General features: G+C 68.3%; 1 protein-coding gene. It reads left to right on the top strand.

Annotation, left to right across the window (positions count from 1 at the left end; translation table 11 throughout):
* Nucleotides 1-580 (top strand): glycosyltransferase (locus A9X04_RS31065; RefSeq protein WP_369828985.1); only part of this gene is annotated, 580 nt, incomplete at both ends.

Genomic DNA, 580 nt, shown 5'->3' with positions numbered 1-580 from the left:
TCTGTTTCCCCGGCCTGGCCGCCGAATGGGCGAAGTGGGGCGCTCAACGCCCGTTCGTGGGGTCGCTGACCATGGAGCTGACCACCGACGCCGACGACGAGGTGTTGTCGTGGATCGCGGCGGGAACGCCGCCGATCTGCTTCGGCTTCGGCAGTACAACGGTCGATTCGCCAGCCGACACCATCACCATGATCGGCGAGGCCTGCGCCGAGTTGGGCGAGCGGGCGTTGGTGTGCTCGGGCAAAACCGATTTCAGTGGGGTCGCCCATTCCGACCACGTCAAGGTGGTAGGGGTGGTCAACTACGGGGCGGTCTTTCCCGCTTGCCGGGCGGTGGTGCACCACAGCGGCGCGGGCACCACTGCCGCGGGCCTGCGCGCCGGAGTACCCACCTTGAGCCTTTGGAGCATGAGCGATCAGAAGATCTGGGCGGGCCAGGTGGATCGGCTGAAAGTCGGTGTCGCCCGCCCGTTTTCCCAAACCACGCGCGAGTCGCTGGTGGCCGACCTGCGCCAGATCCTCTCCCCCGACTACGTCTCCCGCGCCCGCGAGCTGGCCGCCCGGATGACGACCCCCGCGGA

This window comes from Mycobacterium sp. E3247 (genome assembly GCF_001667785.1).
In the GTDB taxonomy this organism is placed as follows: Bacteria; Actinomycetota; Actinomycetes; order Mycobacteriales; family Mycobacteriaceae; genus Mycobacterium.
Note: the sequence above shows the minus strand (reverse complement) of the source record. Positions and strands in the feature narration are given on the sequence as shown.